12 protein-coding genes are annotated in these 17,735 nt (G+C 44.6%); 3 read left to right on the top strand and 9 right to left on the bottom strand.

Annotation, left to right across the window (positions count from 1 at the left end; all coding sequences use genetic code 11):
* Positions 1-70 precede the first annotated feature (70 nt).
* Together DWX84_RS04480 and DWX84_RS04475 are read right to left on the bottom strand one after the other, a co-directional pair.
* Positions 71-1,216 (bottom strand): site-specific integrase, encoded by a 1,146-nt coding sequence (locus DWX84_RS04480; protein WP_122377427.1) that lies wholly within the window; start codon positions 1,214-1,216, stop codon positions 71-73.
* A 331-nt stretch (positions 1,217-1,547) separates the two neighbouring features.
* Entirely contained in the window at positions 1,548-2,627 is a 1,080-nt protein-coding gene (locus DWX84_RS04475) for an acyltransferase (protein ID WP_048926928.1), read from the bottom strand.
* Between the two features lie 216 nt (positions 2,628-2,843).
* Between DWX84_RS04475 and DWX84_RS04470 the strand changes: the two genes are divergently transcribed.
* On the top strand, positions 2,844-5,021 hold the full coding sequence (locus DWX84_RS04470; RefSeq protein ID WP_229103478.1) for a thiol protease/hemagglutinin PrtT: 2,178 nt from the start codon (positions 2,844-2,846) through the stop codon (positions 5,019-5,021).
* A gap of 182 nt (positions 5,022-5,203) precedes the next feature.
* Here the strand turns inward: DWX84_RS04470 and polA are convergent, their stop codons facing one another.
* On the bottom strand, positions 5,204-7,969 hold the full coding sequence (gene polA, locus DWX84_RS04465) for a DNA polymerase I (protein WP_048926926.1): 2,766 nt from the start codon (positions 7,967-7,969) through the stop codon (positions 5,204-5,206).
* Between the two features lie 101 nt (positions 7,970-8,070).
* Between polA and DWX84_RS04460 the strand changes: the two genes are divergently transcribed.
* Complete coding sequence (locus DWX84_RS04460) at positions 8,071-9,045, top strand: polyprenyl synthetase family protein (RefSeq protein ID WP_008773223.1); 975 nt, start codon at positions 8,071-8,073, stop codon at positions 9,043-9,045.
* Positions 9,046-9,236: 191 nt separating this feature from the next.
* Here the strand turns inward: DWX84_RS04460 and deoC are convergent, their stop codons facing one another.
* From deoC to mnmG, 6 genes are read right to left on the bottom strand one after another with little or no spacing between them, the layout of a single operon-like run.
* A complete protein-coding gene (deoC, locus tag DWX84_RS04455) occupies positions 9,237-10,175 on the bottom strand; it encodes a deoxyribose-phosphate aldolase (RefSeq protein WP_005863803.1) in 939 nt (312 codons plus the stop codon).
* 4 nt (positions 10,176-10,179) lie between these two features.
* Complete coding sequence (locus tag DWX84_RS04450; protein ID WP_005860438.1) at positions 10,180-10,512, bottom strand: nucleotide pyrophosphohydrolase; 333 nt, start codon at positions 10,510-10,512, stop codon at positions 10,180-10,182.
* Positions 10,513-10,514: 2 nt separating this feature from the next.
* Positions 10,515-10,967 carry a D-aminoacyl-tRNA deacylase gene (dtd, locus tag DWX84_RS04445; RefSeq protein WP_005860440.1) on the bottom strand — a complete coding sequence of 151 codons (453 nt, stop codon included), beginning with the start codon at positions 10,965-10,967 and terminating at the stop codon, positions 10,515-10,517.
* Positions 10,968-10,994: 27 nt separating this feature from the next.
* Positions 10,995-12,830: an excinuclease ABC subunit UvrC gene (gene uvrC, locus DWX84_RS04440; protein WP_048926925.1), complete on the bottom strand. Its 1,836-nt coding sequence runs from the start codon at positions 12,828-12,830 to the stop codon at positions 10,995-10,997.
* The gene (gene ade / locus DWX84_RS04435; RefSeq protein ID WP_048927205.1) at positions 12,827-14,464 is read right to left on the bottom strand and encodes an adenine deaminase; all 1,638 of its coding nucleotides are present in this window, start codon (positions 14,462-14,464) and stop codon (positions 12,827-12,829) included. Before ade ends, uvrC begins: the two co-directional genes overlap by 4 nt.
* A 44-nt stretch (positions 14,465-14,508) precedes the next feature.
* Positions 14,509-16,386: a tRNA uridine-5-carboxymethylaminomethyl(34) synthesis enzyme MnmG gene (gene mnmG / locus DWX84_RS04430; RefSeq protein ID WP_048926924.1), complete on the bottom strand. Its 1,878-nt coding sequence runs from the start codon at positions 16,384-16,386 to the stop codon at positions 14,509-14,511.
* 118 nt (positions 16,387-16,504) lie between these two features.
* Here mnmG and DWX84_RS04425 point away from each other — a divergent pair, with 118 nt between their 5' ends.
* Entirely contained in the window at positions 16,505-17,653 is a 1,149-nt protein-coding gene (locus DWX84_RS04425; protein WP_048926923.1) for a metallophosphoesterase, read from the top strand.
* Positions 17,654-17,735 lie beyond the last annotated feature (82 nt).

Raw genomic sequence — 17,735 nt, 5'->3', positions numbered from 1 at the left:
ATACTATTACAAAAGTAACAAAATCTTTTTAATGTGGTTCTAATTTTACTTTTTTTATTTTGATTGTTAGCTAATCTGTGAAGTTGGGTATCAGGTCAATAGCTTTCTTCTTGCTTTCATCCACAATCTTAGCATATATTTGCGTAACTTGAATATTTGTATGCCCAAGTAATTTTGATACAGTATATAAATCTGCTCCAAGTGTAATCATCATAGTTGCATGGGTATGGCGGGATACATGGAATGTAAGATGTTTGTCTATTCCTGCACTTTCTGCCCATTTGGGCAATATTTCATTTGTCCTGCCCAATGATATTAAATCAGCGAAAACTTTGTCTGTGGGCTTTGCATTGCCTTTAGGAGGCAGTTGCTTTATAGCTTCACCACTTAGTGGTATTGAGATTGCTATTTTAGTTTTTTGCTGTACCATATTGAGGGTATATTTTCCTTCATTGTCTTCCTTTAAGTCACCCCATGTTAAGGCAGCTACATCGCAATGGCGAATACCACAAAAACAGCAGAAGAGGAAAGCTCGTTTTACCGTGTTATTGCGGAAATCTGTTTTTACCAAAATTTTCAACTCGTCTATGGTGAGAAATTCTCGCTTGGCTTGTACTTGCTTAGGCTTATCTTCCAATTTTATTTTATCCATAGGATTAGCAGGTAAAATATCTTCTGTTACAGCATAATTGATGCAATAACGAAGCATCTTGTAGTAGTGGGCACGTGTATTTGGACTTACATATTTTTCTTTCTTACAATGTTGTTGTTTAGCTGTTTTCAGATATTCGACAAAACCAATAATGTATTCCTTATCGAGTTGTTTAAATGTAATCCCTGTCTTATCGTATCGTTGCAAATGATGGATAAGGGTATTAGAGGTGACCTTTCTGCCTGTCTTTTCTATATCTTTATCAGCTATGTACTGGATATAGTCAATCAACTTGATGTTTGACTTATTTTTACTGTTGCTGAAGCCATAGCGGTTATTTTGTATTTCAACGATTTTTTGCGCTTTGATGGCATTTGCCAATTTCATGGTTTCTGCATTACGGTTCTTGGCTGCACGGTCTTTTTCTGGAACAAGATAGAGTTTTAGAAATTCATAGTTTCTTTTTCCATCTACATAGATGTCCAAGTAAATAGATTCGTTTCCGTTGTTCAATTTCTTGGTTCTGATACGGATTGGCTCCTTTATTTTCACTTCTTTGCTCATGGTTACTTCTTGTTTGATACAGTAGCAAAGATAGAAAATATTTTTGTTTTTGAGTAACAAACGAGTAACAGAAGTAACAAGAAACAAGGGTGAAGAAGGGAAAAATGAAGTAACAACAGAAAATGATAAATGAATGTAATATATTGATATATAGTATATTTATATTCTTTTGTTACTCTTTTGTTATTTTGAATATGGCATTACCATTATTCCACATTGTAATGCCATATTATTATCGTATTTTTTATTATCAATCTGTTATATAGTCGCTCCAAGCGACTTGTTTTGAGTTCGCAAAGATAATCAATTTTAGGCTGATACGGTTATTTTCTTAGGCTTTCTCTTCATGCTTAACCGGTTGCCTCATCGATTGTTTGTTTAATAATGTTTTAACGAGTTTGTTCATAGGCTTCTCGAAATGGTAGTAAGAAAACAGGCTCAACAGGATTATGACACAAAATAGAAGCGGGATCGAGATGTACCAGTCTATATGAAAGTCGCTTTCTTTTTGCCATTTAGCATAAGAGAGCAGTACAAAAAGATGAATCAAATAGAAACTGTAACTGATTTCTCCGCCAATCACTAAGAGGCGGTTCGATAGGAGTCGTGAGACCATACCTTTTTGCAGGGAAAAACTTATTAGGATAAACGCGATGGGAATCCAGTAGTAGCAGGAGTATCGGTATACTTTGGGGATTTCAGCGGCATACAGATAGAAACTTAAGAATAATGCTATTGACGCGATCTCTATGATACTTCCTTGGCTGGAGGTGATGTTTTTAGTTTTCAAATGGTCGTATAATTGAAATAATAGCATCCCGGCTATAAAATCCGGAAGTCGGGTGATTGGATTAACATACCAATATCCTTTTATACTTTCCAAAGGCGTAAAATACATACCGACAACGCTCAATATCGCGCAAATCAAGAAAGTGCTAAGTAATTTTCTGTAGTCTTTCGTGAATGCTATAAGGAAAGGAAAACAAATATAGAAAAGCTGTTCACAACATAAACTCCACGAAGGGCTGTTGAATGAAAAAAAGTAATTGTCTTTTGGTATATAGGCGTTTGTCAATGTGAGTGAGGCGAGGAAATGCTTGCACCAATCTATAGTTCCCGATGCTATTACATAGTTTCCTAAAGCGACGGCAATCAATAAGGTCAGCGAGTGTAAGGGATAAATACGGGCGATGCGTGCTACCCAAAAAGTGCGTTTGGTTATCTTATTCTCACTAAATTTCTTTTGATAATTGTACGCTATAATAAAACCGCTTAGCATGAAAAAGAAACTAACCCCTACAAATCCCTCCTTGAAAAAATGGATATCGAAGTGATTATCTATTACATAACAGTGCGCCCCAAAAACCATCATGGCGAATATAAATCGCAAAGATGTTAAAGTGTTAATCATAATTTCGTTACATTAAGTCTGTAAATGTAGGAAATCAATATGGAAATTTAGACAAGATTCTCATCATACTATTAGATTTACTGATCCTTTGGCTAATTTGTCATAATTTTCTTGCATGAATTAGCGTAGAGACTTGCCTATGTATAGAAAGAATTTGAAAGCTTTTGATAACTTTGTATGTATTAGTATTTAATATTCATTCAAAACTTTATGTCAATGAAACACGTCTACTTGGCTTTGTTAGCTTGTGCTACGCTATGTGTACAAACACTTTCAGCTGATCCGATAGGTTCGGCCGAAGCGCTCCGGATTGCCCAGCAACAGTATTCAATGGAGAATACCTCGGTGTTGAGGGCCGGTTCTTTTCCTGAGTTTAAGTTGGCCTACGTAGGGACGGAGGAAGGCATCGAGGCTCCTTCTAAATTACGTTCCTCGAGTGTGGAGAATGCCTTACTTTACCTGTATAACGTAGGGGATAACCAAGGTTTTGTAATCGTATCCGGAGAAGATCGTGGAAAGCAGTTATTGGGTATATCCGATAAGGGGTCTTTGCCGGAGAAAGGTCTGTCCGCTACGATGGAGAATTTTATGCGTATGTATATCCATTATGTAAAGGCGTTACGGTCCGGGATGCCTCTAGCGGTGGATAGTGTTGAGGCTTCTTCACGGTTTCCGGAGGCGGTGATCCCTTTGATTAAAACGGAATGGAAGGATGATGCTCCCTACAATGAGATGTGCCCGGTTGTCAATGATGTTCTAACTTTTGCGGGTGGGGAAGGTGTCGCTATGGCGCAGATCATGAATTATTATCAATATCCGAAAAGCGGTATGGGTAACGTAAATTATAAGAATCCGGGAAGTACGTTGCTTGTTTCCGCTGATTTTGGGCATACAACGTATGATTGGGAAAATATGCCTGCTACTCTTGATGAGTCTTCCTCTTGGGATGAGATAGAGGCTGTTTCCACGCTGATTTTTCATTGTGGAGCGGCTGCCTATATGAATTATGAATGGGATATGGGGGCTAATAAAGAAGATGTACGGAAGGCTTTCATTAATAATTTTGGATATGATAAGAATATACAATTGTATGATAGGACCTTCTTTTCCGGAAAAGAATGGACGGATCTGCTGAAAACGGAACTAGCCGCTCAACGTCCGGTTTATTATGAAGGAGGTAGCGGAGAAAATAATCAGGCCTATAAATGGGCATTTGTTTGCGATGGCTATAATCGGAGCGGACTTTTCCATTTAAATACGGGCTGGTTTGGTAGTGGATATTTTGAGTTAGGTGCGATTGACGATAATTTACGTACTTACAATGAACGCCAAGCCATGATCACGGGTATCCGCAAACCGTCTGATGACTCGAAGCCTGTGAAGTTGTTAACGATCAGTTCTTTGGGTACTAAAGATATTGAAAGTATCAAGCTAGGTGAGAAGTTTCCGATTACTTATAACCTATTTAACTTGGGGAAAGATGGGAGCTATGTCCATACATTAGCCTTTTTCGAGGAGAATGAGGCGGTGGAGTTGCCTATCAGCGAAGCGGCATTTTTAGATACGATCGCGGACTTTCAGCTAGGTAATTATATAACGAAAGATTTCCTTTGTGAGTCCCTAGGTATCACGGATACTACGGTTACTCTGTATATGTACGTACTGGGAGGAATGGAAGGAGATAGCATCCTACGTCCGATCCGTTCGGTAAATCATCCGTATGATTATATCTTGTTGGATGTGAAGGATAGCGTTATTTCTTTCTCACAGGCACGGAATAGCTTGACCGCCGATCCTGTAAAGGTCGAGTATGATGCGGAAAGTGGGACCGCTACCTTTGAGGTGACTTTCTATAACAAGCAAAAAACGAATTTCCAAGGTACGGCCGGCCTTTACGTGCGAGATCCTAATCTCTCGATAGACGATTACAGTTGGGAGGTGAATAATTGGCTGGAGATTCCGGCAGGGAAAAGCCAGACGGTATCTTATAGTGGCTCGTTTGATTGGGGTATTGGTGATATGCTTGCCGTAATGGCTACTTACCAAGGTGACTTGAGTGAGCTGTGGGAAACCAAGTATACGGATATCCGTGAAAGCTATCGTACGTTCTGCCTAAAGATCGATGGTTCGCTAGTGGTTTCTAATGAGGTTACCGAGCCGTCTGTCTCGGATTTGGAATATGCGTTTGATTCCGCTTCCGGCCTATTATCGGTTCAATCGGATGTGGCGATAGAAAATATGATGCTTTATACTTACGACGGTGCGTCTGTCTGGGGAACTACCATAGATAGCCGGAAACAATATACGACTACCTTGTCGATACCTTCCGGGCATTATATCTTACGTATAAAGACGGCGGATGGAATAATCTCTAAGAAGATTTATAAGCAATAAGAGTTCCTTTTGATCACTAATAAATAGGGTGTCCTAAAAAGCTTCCGGCGATTTAGGACACCCTGTTGTTTTTACTTAGGCTGTTATGGTCTTAAAAAAACACGTACGTGTTTTTGGAAAAAGTCGTACAAGTTTTTCGGAAAACACGTACATGTTTTTTTAAGGGGAATTCCGGCATTATTTTAATGCGCCTCCAACCAGTTCTCTCCCTCGCCGCAATCGGCGATTAAGGGGACTTGTAGTTTCATGACGTTTTCCATTTCCTCCAGCACGATTTTCTTTACCTCCTCGGCTTCCTCTTTGTAGACATTGAAGTTTAACTCATCGTGTACTTGGAGGATCATCTTGCTTTTCAATCCCTCTTCCTCAAAGCGTTCGTAAATGCGTACCATCGCTAGTTTGATGATATCGGCGGCGCTCCCTTGGATAGGGGCATTGATCGCGTTTCGCTCGGCATAGCCGCGTACGACGGCGTTGTGTGAGTTGATATCCGGAAGGAAACGCTTGCGCTTGAAAATGGTCTCTACGTATCCTTTTTCCTTGGCTACCTTGATGCTCTCCTCCATGTATTCCTTGATGCGGGGGTAGGTGCTGAAATAACCGTCTATCAGTTCCTTGGACTCAGAACGAGGGATGCCCAGACGCTCGGCGAGCCCGAAGACGGAGATGCCGTAGATGATACCGAAGTTGGCGGTTTTCGCCTTCCGGCGCATATCGCTGGTTACTTCTTCTACCGGGATTCCGTAGATCTTGGCGGCTGTGGCGGCGTGGATATCCGCTCCGCTTTGGAAAGCCTCGATCATATGCGGGTCACCGCTCAGGTGGGCCATGATACGAAGCTCGATCTGGGAGTAGTCGGCCGAGAAGAAGAGGCAATCCGTATTGTCCGGGATAAATGCCTTACGGATCTCACGGCCCAGATCGTCCCGTACCGGAATGTTTTGCAGGTTCGGATTGGTAGAGCTGAGGCGTCCGGTAGATGTTACCGCTTGGTTGAAAGAGGTATGTATCTTTCCGGTCTGCGGATTGATCAACTCGGGTAGAGCGTCGATATAGGTACTTAATAACTTTTTAAGTCCGCGGTATTCAAGAAGCTTGCCGATGATGGGATGCTTGTTGCGAAGTTTCTCCAATACATCCTCGCTGGTACTGTAACCGCCTGTTTTGGTCTTCTTCGCTTTCTCGTCCAGCTTCAAGCGGTCGAAAAGGATTTCGCCGACCTGTTTCGTGGAGTTAATGTTGAACTCCGTGCCGGCCAGCTCGTAAACCTCTTGCTCCAGTTTGTTCATGGAGGCGGTAAGTTCGCCCGAAGATTGCTTAAGCGCTACCGTGTCTAGCGTGACGCCGGTGGCCTCCATTTCCACTAATACATATATTAATGGCATCTCGATCGTGGTGAAGAGGGATTCCAGTCCTTCCTTCTTTAACTCGGGTGCGAAATAATTCTTTAGCTTGAGCGTGATGTCCGCGTCCTCGGCGGCGTATTCGGCGATTTGCTCCACGGGTACGTTTCGCATCGATAACTGGTTCTTTCCTTTTGGGCCGATCAGTTCCTCGATGTGGACGGTCTGGTACTTGAGGTAGGTCTCCGCTAGGTAATCCATTCCGTGCCGCAATTCCGGATTCAGCAGGTAATGGGCGATCATCGTATCGAACAGAGGACCGGCTACCTTCACGTTGTATTTACGAAGTACCAAAATATCGAATTTGATGTTTTGCCCGATCTTTAATGATTTCGGATTTTGCAGGGCAGGGGAGAAGCGTTCCACTACTTTCGCCGCCTCTACTGAGTTGGCGGGAACAGGGACATACCAAGCCTCGTTTTCTTTCACGGCGAACGACATTCCGACCAATCCGGCTTTCAAGGGATCGATGCCATCGGTTTCCGTGTCAAAAGCGAAAAATTCTTGACCCAATAAAAAGCGGGCTAAATCGGCTTGTTTTTCCTCTGTATCAGTTAAATAATAGTTATGGGGGGTGGACTTTAAGTCCGTGAGAATCGATTTTTTGGGCTCTTCCGTACTCTCGGGCGTAAAAATCGCGAACAAATCGCCTTGAACGGGACCTTTCGGAGCGGCTTTGACCGGCTCAGAACTTAGTTTGTTAATAAATGTTCTAAATTCCAATTCTGTGTAAATCTCAGTCAGGCGCTCTTCGTTTGGCTTTTCACGAACGCAACGGGCGGCATCGAACTCGATAGGGACATCCGTCTTGATCGTCGCCAAGAATTTGGAGAAACGGATTTGCTCGGCGTTCTCCTCTACCTTCTTCTTTTGCGCGCCTTTCAACTTATCAGTGTTCGCTAACAGGTTCTCGATACTTCCGAATTCGGTCAGTAGTTTTTGAGCGGTCTTCTCGCCGACACCCGGACAGCCGGGGATATTATCGGAAGCGTCGCCCATCAGTCCCAGCAAGTCGATCACTTGCTCCGTACTCGTGAGGCCGTACTTGTTTAAGACCTCGGGCACGCCCATGATCTCGTAATCGCCTCCGAATTTCGGACGATACATAAATATATGTTCGGACACCAATTGGCCGTAATCTTTATCTGGCGTCATCATGTACACCTCGAAGCCTTCCTTCTCCGCCTGTTTGGACACGGTGCCGATCACATCGTCCGCCTCGTAGCGGGGTACTTCCAGAATCGGAATATTGTAAGCCTCTATGATTTCTTTAATGATAGGGACGGATTGACGGATCACTTCCGGCGTCTCTTCCCGTTGTGCCTTGTATTGCTCGAAGGCCTCATGGCGGAAAGTCGGTCCCTTCGGGTCAAAGGCCACCGCTATATGAGTCGGGTTCTCACGTTTTAATACATCCTCCAGACTGTTGATAAAACCGAAAATGGCGGAGGTATTCACACCCTTGGAGTTGATACGCGGATTCTTGATGAAGGCGTAATAGGAGCGATAAATTAACGCATACGCATCTATAAGGAATAACTTCATTACTTTTAACACGTTTTAGTGGGACAAAATCTGGGTAAATGTACGAAAAAACTCGCTTACTCGATAGTTTTTGTTACTTTTGCGAATCTTTGCATGGAATTATGGATGAAAGAAGGAAAATAGAAGAACCGGTTTCCGCTGAATTTGAACGTTTCAATAAGGATTTCGAGGCATCTCTACGCAGCGAGACGACCCGGTTACAATCGGCTATCGACGTTATACTGAATTCTACCGGGAAGCATGTGCGTCCGTTATTGGTGCTCCTTACCGCCAAGGTCTGTGGACAGGTTACGGATAACACGATCAATTCCGCTGTTTTGCTGGAGCTTTTGCATACCGCTACATTGATTCACGATGACGTGATCGATGAGACGAAGCAACGTCGTGGCGTTCCCTCATTGAACGCTATCTTCGATAACCGTATTTCCGTGTTGGTAGGTGATTATGTGCTTTCTACCGCTTTGATCCGTTCCATACAAACCGGCGATTTGCGGATTGTCGGGATTATCTCTAATTTAGGCAGAGACTTGTCCGAAGGTGAGATCAAGCAATTGGAGACCGCCGAGGAGAGTATTTTAGACGAGAATTGTTATCTGCAAGTTATCAAGAAGAAGACGGCTACCTTGCTTTCCGCTTGCACGGAGATTGGGGCCATTTCGTCGGGCGCCTCCGCGGAGGTGATCGCTCTTTGCCGTGAGTTTGGCGAGTATCTGGGGTATTGCTTCCAGATCAAGGATGATATCTTTGATTATTTCAAGGAGGCGAATATCGGTAAGCCGACGGGAAATGACATTCGTGAGGGTAAGGTTACGCTTCCATTATTATATGCCTTGCGGCAGGGTAGGGAAGAGGAGGCCGCCCGTTATTTGGATATGATTTTACGGAAGGATTTCGCGGCGGAGAATGTCGATTCTTTGATCGAGTTTGCCAAGGCGAACGGTGGAATCGAATATGCCGAGGCCCGCATGAAGGAATATCATGATAAGGCGGTCGATGTTCTTTTGAGATTGCCAGAATCCGGGGCACGGACATCCTTGATCCAGTTGGCGGATTATATTATGACTCGCTCCAAATAGAAATTCCTTTATCTATTAGTTGTAGAGAGATGGCTCTTGTTAGTAAAAAAGTAAGTATGCTTCAATAGCCAATGAAGTTAACTTACTTGACGAAGTCAGTTAACTTCGATGCCAAGGTAAGTTAACTGACTTTGAGAGTGCTTACCGGACACAGGATTCTAAGTCATTTGCGCCCGGTTTATTAGAATGGACTATTTCCCGAGTCGTTTTTCTATATCACCGACCAGACTGCTCGCTCCTATACGGAACAAATCCTTGTTCAGCCATTCGTTGCCCAGTATTTCCTTTACGATCGTATAATATCGAACTGCGTCTTCCGCCGTGCGTACGCCTCCGGAGATCTTGATGCCAACCTTGTTTCCGGTGATGGAATGGTAGGTTTTGATGGCTTTGCACATGGTATAGGCGGCCTCGAAAGTGGCTCCCGGGTATCCTTTACCCGTGGAGGTCTTGATGAAGTCCGCACCGGAATACATGGCTAGGATGGATGCCTTTTGGATGTTCTCCGCTGTGACTAAAGCTCCGGTCTCTAAGATTACCTTTAAATGGGCGTGGCGACAGCTCTCTTTGATCTCTTGTAATTCTTCCGTCAGTTCCTCGAAATTGTCTTCCATGAAGTAGCCTAGGTTCATGACAACATCGATTTCATCGGCTCCTTGCATGACTGCCATGGCCGTTTCGGCGATCTTGACTTCCGTAAATGTCTGTGAGGAAGGAAAACCTCCGGCAACCGACGCGATCTTAATCTCTTGTGCGGTAAGTGCCTGCTTAACCGTTTCCACGAATAGGGGATAGACGCAAATAGCGGCTACGTTCGGGACATCCGGACGAGTTCCCTCGAAATCATTTACCGTGTCTACCATCTTCCAGATACTTTCTTTGGTATCCAGACTGGTTAATGAGGTCAAGTCGATGCAACCATGAATCGTTTTCAATACTTCCGGTGTAAAGTTTTCTTGGAAATGTTTCTCTAAAAGAGCGTTTACAGCCTCGGTGGTCTGGGTATCCGGCAGGGCCGGCTCAAACTTATTGAAAGCTTCATGATAACGGTCTATCTGTACGGAATTTGATTCGTGTTCATGTTCATGATGATGATCATGTCCACATTCGCAATCGTGATGATGTGCCATATGCTTATAGTTTTTGATTGTTTATATGTCGTTCTTTATCTCGGTCTGTTTTCTTTTGGAGATTCTTCTCGAAAGCGGCGGTAAGATCTACTCCGGTCTGGTTGGCGAGGCAAAGCAGTACCCATAAGACATCTGCCATTTCATCGCCTAAATCCCGGTGTTTGTCACTTTCCTTGAAAGACTGCTCACCGTAGGTACGTGCCATGATCCGGGCTAGCTCGCCCACTTCCTCGGTGAGGATGGTCATATTGGTAAGCTCATTGAAATAACGGACCCCATAGGTCTTGATCCAAGAGTCTACCATTTGCTGGGCTTGTTGTAAAGTTATATCTGCCATACTTATTCTTTATTTTGAGAGTCGATAATAATAGTAACCGGCCCGTCGTTTAAAAGTTCAATTTTCATATCAGCTCCGAATGTTCCGGTTTGTACAGGTTTTCCGAGTTGAAGCCCTACCTCTTCGCAAAAAGCTTTATACATCGGAATGGCGATATCCGGTTTAGACGCTTTTAAGTAGGAGGGGCGGTTCCCTTTTTTCGTAGAGGCGTGTAAGGTAAATTGGCTGACAACCATGATCTCGCCTCCCGCTTCGATAACCGAGCGGTTCATGACCCCGTTTTCATCGTCAAATATGCGTAGGTTGGTGATCTTTTTTGCCAACCATTCAATGTCTTCTTGCGTATCCTTGTCCTCGATACCGACTAATACCAATAGCCCCTTTCCAATTTTGGACTTAAGCTGTCCGTCTATCGTGACGGAAGCGTGCTGCACACGTTGTGTAACTGTTCTCATCTTGTTCGCTTTTTGTTCGCTTTTGTTCTATTTTTGTTCGCTTTCTGTTCGCTTTCCATCCAGTCCCTCTTGTAGTGCCTTGGCTTTCGCCTCGCCAATCACGGATTTCAGTTCCTCGAAGCTTGCTTCCTTGATTCGTTTTACGCTTTTAAAGTGACGTAAAAGTAATACTTTTGTCTTTTCACCGATACCCTTAATGGTGTCTAATTCGGATTTTGTCTGGGTCTTACTTCGTTTATCCTTGTGGAAAGTGATGGCGAAACGGTGTACCTCGTCTTGTATCCGGGTAAGTAGATGGAATAGCGGACTGTCCAAACGCATGCCAACGGTTACGGGTGGGAACCCGAATAATAACTCCGAGGTTCGGTGCTTACCATCTTTCGCTAGTCCGGCGATTGGAATGGACAAGCCTAATTCATCTTCTACCACCGAGCGAACCACTTCCATTTGCCCCTTTCCACCGTCTGTTATAATCAAGTCGGGTAGGGGAGATTGCTCCTCGATCGCTCGCCCGTAACGCCTACGGACGACTTCTTTCATGGAGGCGTAATCATCCGGACCGACTACGGTCTTTATATTGTATTTACGATACTCCTGCTTGGACGGTTTCCCCATCTTGAATACCACGCAAGCCGCTACCGCATCGCTTCCCTGTATGTTTGAATTATCGAAACATTCGATATGAGCGGGCAGTTTTTCCAGATGCAAGGCCTCTTGGATCTCTTTCAAGATACGGGTATTCCGTTGTTCCGGATTCAACTTTTCCGCTTGCTTCAAGCGGTCTACCTTAAACTGCTTGACGTTCATCTCGGATAAATCGAGCAGTTTCTTTTTATCCCCTCTTTGGGGAATGGTGAAAGTGACATTCTCTAGCTGCATGTCCAGCTTGAAGGGTACGATAATCTCCCGGGCGGTGCTTTTAAAACGATTCCGCATCTCGATAATACCGAGGCTTAACAATTCCTCCTTGGTCTCGTCCAATCGTTTTTTATACTCGAATGTATAGGCTTGTACGATCGCCCCGTTTCCGATATGCATAAAGTTCACATAAGCGGAATGGTCATTCTCTATGATCGTGAATACATCTATATTATGTAGCATCGGGGTTACGACCGTAGATTTAGAACGGTAGTTCTCGATGACTTCGTATTTTTCCTTGATCTTTTGCGCTTCCTCGAACTTGAGCTCGGCAGCGAGCGATTGCATCTCCTCATAGAGGTGTTTGCTAATTTGCGAGATGTTGCCTCGCAGAATCTCTTTGATCTCGGAAATATTTTGCTGGTATTCTTCCAATGATTGCAAGCCTTCACAAGGCCCTTTACAACGCTTGATATGGTATTCCAGACAAACCTTATAGCGTCCTTGTGCGATGGATTCGGGAGTGAGGGGATATTTGCAAGTGCGTAAAGGGTAAAGTTCCTTTAGCATCTGTAGCATCACTTTCGCCGTGAACAAAGAGGGATAAGGACCGTAATATTGCGATCCGTCCCGAACGATGTTCCGGGTTTGGAAAACCCGGGGAAAGTACTCGTTCTTTACCACGATGGAAGGGTAGGTTTTGTCGTCCTTCAATAATACGTTATAGCGGGGACGATACTGTTTGATGAGGTTGTTTTCCAGTAGTAACGCGTCTTCTTCCGTATCGACGACTATATATTTGATATCCCGGATTTGTTTGACTAACACACGTGTCTTATTGCTGTCATGTACCTTGTTGAAATAAGAGGATACCCGTCGTTTTAGGTTCTTCGCCTTGCCGACGTATATAATCGTTCCGTTTTCATCGAAATACTGGTAGCATCCCGGCTTTTCCGGAATGACCGATAGGATCGTCTTGATATGTTCGTCTTTATCGGCTATCATACGAATAGGGGAGTAAATTGGAATGTCTCGCTATTGAACAAACCTTTGTTGCTAAGTTTCAAGGATGGGATCACCAGCAATCCCATAAAAGAAAGCGTCATTTGTAATGAATCCATCGGGGTCTTTAATCGCTTGATCTTTTCCTCGATCTCTTCGTAACGGCGACTTGTTTCCTCCAGCGATTCGTCGCTCATCAATCCCGCTACCGGCAAGGGCAGGAGAGTGACTTCGTCCATACTGCTTACTGCGATTCCACCTTTAGCCTTTATTACCGCATTGATCGCTTGCATAAGCTCGAAATCGGTTACGCCTATAGCGATGATGTTATGGCTATCGTGGGAAATACTTTGAGCGATGGCACCGAGCTTGAGCCCTGTTCCTTTTATAAAGGCAATAGCGGGAGGAGCCGTTTGATAGCGATTTAGAATGACGAGTTTTAAAATGTCTCGTTCTGTATCTGATTCTACAAATCCATCGAATGTATGTACAGGATATAGTTCTTCTTTCGTGATTAATTCGCGGTCTTCGCAAACAATGACACGCATCTGTTTTCCTTTCGCTTTTACCGCTAGCTTTTCTAATGGGATCGGTTTCGTGTGGAAATTATTGCGGAGTATAGGTTTGTGGAAAGGAAGCGTGCATTTCTCTCCATCGTATACACAGGTTCCTTGTATATAGGTTGCCTGTATGGTTAGATTCTTTAAATTGTTTACTTGGATAAAATCGGCGGAGTCTCCCTCTCGTAAGAAACCTGCGGGAATTTTATAGTGCATGGCCGGATTATAGGAAGCGGCCCGTAATACATCATATAGATCATATCCTAAATCCAGCGATTTTTTTACCATCCTATTTATGTGTCCTTTGTTTAAAAACGAAGGATGCGCGTCATCCGTACAGAACATGATTTGTTCGGGATACTCTTTCAATAGCGGATGAAGTGCGTCAAAGTTTTTCGCCGCGCTTCCTTCCCGAATAAGGACATGCATCCCAAGCTCACATTTTTCACGGCCTTTTTCTAGATAGATGGTTTCATGATCGGTGGAAATACCAGACTCGATATATGCCTTTAGCTTGGGGCCTGTTGCTAGGGGATAATGTCCGTCGATGGGTTTACCCGCTTGTTTCGCGGCTTCTATTTTGCGCATAACTTCCGGATCTTTATTTAAGACTCCGGGGTAATTCATCATCTCAGCCAAGAAGTGTAGATCCTCTCGTTCCAACAAACGAGCGGTTTCGTCTGCGTCTATGATCGCACCGGATGTTTCCATAATCGTAGCCGGTACGCAAGACGGGATACCGAACCATGTGTAGAAAGGAATCCCTTTCGCGTTGTCGAGCATATATTCGACTCCTTCGATACCCATTACATTCGCTATCTCATGAGGGTCCGCCACGCCACCGATACTGCCATGGCGTACGGCTGCGTGAATGAATGCCGCAGGGGTTACCATGCTACTCTCTATATGGACATGCGCGTCAATAAAGCCGGGGAGGAGGTAAGATCCCTCATCTTGTCCGGTAGGGATTACCTTTCCGATATGCCCGTTTAGGATTGAAATCTCTGCCCCGAAGGTGCGCCTGTTGATTATATCTACCAGATTTCCTCGTATAACCAGTGTTTTAGCTTCATTCATTTGAATATCTCCTTTAATATGTTTCACGTGGAACATTTCGTGTTTTATCTTCCGAGCAGTACCAAAAGGATGTTGATGTCGCTAGGGGAAATACCCGGAATACGGCTCGCTTGAGCGATCGTGTCGGGGTCTATCCGGGTCAATTTCTGGCGGGCTTCCGTAGATAAAGACTGGATAGAATTGTAATCGAATTTACCCTTGATCCGGATATTCTCTAAGCGGTTTATCTTGTCCGCTATGATTTGCTCTCGTTTGATGTAGCCGCTATACTTAATCAATATCTCGGCGGCCTCGATGATCTCTTCCTTACGAGAGGCCGGGACTTTGTCCAGCTCCGCACGAAGGGCCGGAACTAGATCCGCTAGGTTCTCTAAGGTAGTCTGCGGACGGAGTACGACATCGAATAATTTGCAACCATGGGATAGGGGGGCTGTGCCCAGTTTCTCCAAACCGCTATTTATATATTGAGGCTTTACGGAGTAGGTCTCCACAAAACGGATGATAGCGTCACGGCTCTCTTTTTTCTCTCGCAGTAAATCGTAGCGGTCTTGTTTGGCCAATCCCATTTGGTAGGATTTCTCGGTGAGTCGCATATCTGCGTCGTCTTGGCGCAGTAAGATGCGGTACTCCGCACGAGAGGTAAACATACGGTAAGGCTCGTCTACGCCTTTTGTTACCAAATCATCGATAAGGACACCGATATAAGCCTCATCCCTTCCGAGGATAAAAGGTTGTCCGCCGTGGCAATTGATGTGGGCGTTGATACCCGCTACCAAACCTTGTCCGCCGGCTTCCTCGTATCCGGTAGTCCCGTTGATCTGTCCGGCGAAGAAAAGATTTCGGATTTGTTTGGTCTCCAAATTGTGTCTTAGCTGAGTCGGGTCGAAGAAATCGTATTCAATCGCATATCCGGGACGATAGATTTGCACGTCACGGAAAGCGGGGATCGCTTGGAGCGCACGAAGCTGGATATCCAAGGGTAGGGAAGAGGAGAAGCCATTTAGGTAGTATTCCTGCGTGGTCTCGCCTTCCGGCTCTAGGAATAGTTGATGTTGCGTCTTGTCGGCGAACGTCACGATTTTCGTTTCGATACTAGGACAATAACGGGGACCGATACTTTTGATCTGTCCATTATAAAGAGGAGAGTCGGGGAGACCTTCCCGTAATATATCGTGGCAAGCCTCGTTCGTAAAGGTAGTCCAGCAACTCAATTGTTTTAATTTACGATGACTGGTATCCATGTAAGAGAACTTATGGAAATCGTTTTCCCCCGGTTGTTCCTCCATTTCATCGAAGTGAACGCTCCGGCCATCAATACGGACCGGTGTTCCGGTTTTCATGCGATCTGTTTGGATACCTAAAGAGATAAGTTGCTCGGTAAGTCCGGTCGCCGCAGGCTCGGCGATACGTCCGCCCCGTATCTGGGTTCTTCCGATATGAAGCAGGCCGTTTAGGAAGGTCCCGTTCGTAAGCACCACCGCTCCGGCACGGAATACGACATTCATTCCCGTACGAACGCCGCAGACTTGTCCATACTCGATAATCAGTTCTTGAACCATATCCTGCCAGATGGATAGATTCGGCATATTCTCCAGTATGCCCCGCCAGCAATCGATAAAACGGGCACGGTCGCTTTGGGCACGCGGGCTCCACATGGCCGGTCCTTTGCTACGGTTTAACATACGGAATTGAATAGCGGTCTGGTCGGTCACGATTCCCATATATCCGCCTAGCGCGTCGATCTCTCGTACGATCTGTCCTTTGGCGATTCCCCCGACTGCCGGGTTACAACTCATCTGGGCGATCTTGTTCATGTCCATCGTGATCAAAAGCGTCTTTGATCCTAGATTCGCCGCGGCGGCGGCGGCTTCACAGCCGGCATGTCCTGCGCCTACTACTATTACATCGTAATTGAAAGTCATTTTTATTCCCTTTTATTTTACGCGAAGATAGTGAGTGTTCGTGAAAGAATTCGTTTATATTTGTATAATAAATACATACATTGTTTTCAGGTTTAACGAACTAAAGATTTAAGCTGCTATGAATTCTATTCAATGCCGTATCCTTGTTTTCCTTGTTTTACTGACCTCTTGCTTCAGTCCGGTTTATGGGAAAGATAAGAAACCTCGTCAAGCGATCGAGAAGTTATCGATCGATGGTCCCTATCTATTGAAAGCGGATGATGGTAGTATGCGTGCGATATCTGTAGACGGGAAAGGCCGGTTATTGGATAAGCATTATAAAAGTATACCTACCACCTTTTCATTCGAGGTGTTTTCTGATAACGGGGAGAGATTGTTTCCGGTAACCATACACTCCATCTCTCGTCCGAAATGGAAAGATGTGCAACCAGAGAAGACGTTTGTTCTTTCAGATCCACATGCGAACTGGTCTTGTTTCGCCTCCCTGTTAAAGGCGGGAAAAGTGATCGATGCGGACTATAATTGGATTTTCGGGACTAACCAATTGGTAATAATCGGTGACGTCTTTGACCGGGGCGTGGATGTACTCCCTATCTATTGGTTGATCTACAAATTGGAGAAAGAAGCGGAGGATGCCGGTGGAAAAGTGACTTTCTTAATCGGAAATCATGAGACCATGGTTCTGGGAAATGATTTGCGATATACGAAGAAGAAATATACTCAATTGGCGGATACTTTAGGAATGAGCTATCCGGAGCTTTGGCAGAAAAGCGAGTTGGGACATTGGTTGAAAACTCGTAACTCGATACAAGTGGTCGGAGATAACCTGTTTGTCCATGCCGGGTTGAGCAAGGAGTTTTTAGACCGGAATTACGATATCCCTACCGTGAATGAGATCGTGAGCGATGGTCTCTTCTTGACGAAAAAAGAACGTAATATAGATAAAGGCTCCGATCTTTCTTTTATGTTCGCTACGTATGGACCGATCTGGTATCGGGGTATGGTACGTAGTGCGGATAAGTATCATCCGCTAGACCGGGATGATTTGCGGAAAATATTAGAGAAATATAATGTGAACCGCATCTTTGTAGGTCATACCATTTTCGATGATATCACGACTTTCTATCATTATAAAGTGATTGCCGTGAATGTCGATAATCAAGAAAACAAGGAGAAGGAACGAGGCCGTGGCGTCATGATCGAGAAAGACGGCTCTATGTTTGTCGTATATGATTCGGGAAAACAGGAACCGTTGTTGATCGAGTAATATTTGGTGCTTGAGCTGTCAAGGCTGCTACCATCATGGTGGAGGAAGAAGTGCCTCCCCTAATGTGAAGTAATGAGATAGG

The organism is Parabacteroides sp. AF21-43 (assembly GCF_003635435.1).
Lineage (GTDB): Bacteria > Bacteroidota > Bacteroidia > Bacteroidales > Tannerellaceae > Parabacteroides > Parabacteroides distasonis.
Note: the sequence above shows the minus strand (reverse complement) of the source record. Positions and strands in the feature narration are given on the sequence as shown.